At 74.1% G+C, this 1,155-nt stretch carries 1 protein-coding gene; it reads left to right on the top strand.

The features are described 5' to 3' along the window. Window positions 1–217: 217 nt before the first annotated feature. The coding region (locus RWX45_RS07610; RefSeq protein WP_316023132.1) for a PspC domain-containing protein at window positions 218–1,155 on the top strand (938 nt) is incomplete at its 3' end.

Here is a 1,155-nt window from a genome sequence, read left to right as displayed (position 1 = left end):
GGGCGGCGGCACGGCACCACCCGGCTTTGGCGCAGACCGCGGTCCCTGTGCGGGGGACGTGTCGGCAGCCGTGAAGGTCATGCCCCCATGGTGGCACGTCGGGCGTCACCCGGAGCAGGGGCAGCGGTGAGATTCAGGGGAATACCGCGCCCGAATCGGGGACGCCTCAGGGGGTCCCCCCATCGCGGCGAGTTCTCCGGGCGCGGACGATAGTGCCATGAGTAACACGCCCCCTCCCGAGCAGCCCGCTGACCAGCCGGCTGCGCCGTCTCCCGATCCCACCTCTGCACCGCCCGCCGGGCAGTCCTCCGGGCCGGCCGCCGGCCCTGGCGGCCAGGTTCCCCCCGGCCAGGCGTTCCCCCCGCCCGGAACCGGTGGCCCGGTTCCGCCATCGGGCGGGCCGCAGCCGGAAAACGGCGGGTTCTTCGGCTCATTGCGCCGCACCGGGCTGGTGCGCACCAACGAGCGCTGGATCGGGGGCGTGGCCGGTGGCGTTGCCCGCAGGCTGAACCTGGACCCGACTCTGGTGCGCTGCGTGTGGGTTGTGCTCACGGTCTTCAGCGGCCTGGGTCTGGTGCTGTACGGGCTGGGGTGGGCGCTCCTGCCGGAGGAGGCCGACGGCCGCATCCACCTGGAGCAGACTATCCACGGGGATGTCGACGCCGGCATTGCCGGGGCCGTGGCGACCTTCGTCGCCGGCTGGGTGCTGCTCGACCACGGCCTGGTTCCCTCCTGGTACATCCGCGGCTGGGCCGGGTCCGCCCTGTACGACGCCTTCTGGGCGGTATTCTGGAGCTGTCTGGTGCTGGGACTCGTGTACTGGGCGTACCGGACGCATCGTCGGCACCGTCAGGGCCAGAACGGTCCCGGAGCGGGCGCCGCCCCGTATGCACCGTCGGAGCCACGACCCTCACCGTACGCAGCGCAGCCCTCGCCGTACGCAGCCCAGCCGTCGCCGTACGCAGCGCGGGCCGCCTCTCCTGCCCCGAATTCGTCGCCGACGGCGCCGCTCGGCACGCCGGGGCCCGAAGGATCCCCGGCCGTGGCGGAGGCGACGACGGCGGATGCTCAGGCCCCGGCGTCAACGGGCGCCTCTGGCGCAGCCCCGGCGGGTGCCTCCGGGCCGACGCCGTCCGGCCCGACCGGACCCTACGC

Origin of the sequence: Actinomyces sp. MRS3W, assembly GCF_032465695.1 — a bacterium.
Taxonomy (GTDB): domain Bacteria; phylum Actinomycetota; class Actinomycetes; order Actinomycetales; family Actinomycetaceae; genus Actinomyces.
This window is presented reverse-complemented; position numbering and strand designations above follow the sequence as displayed.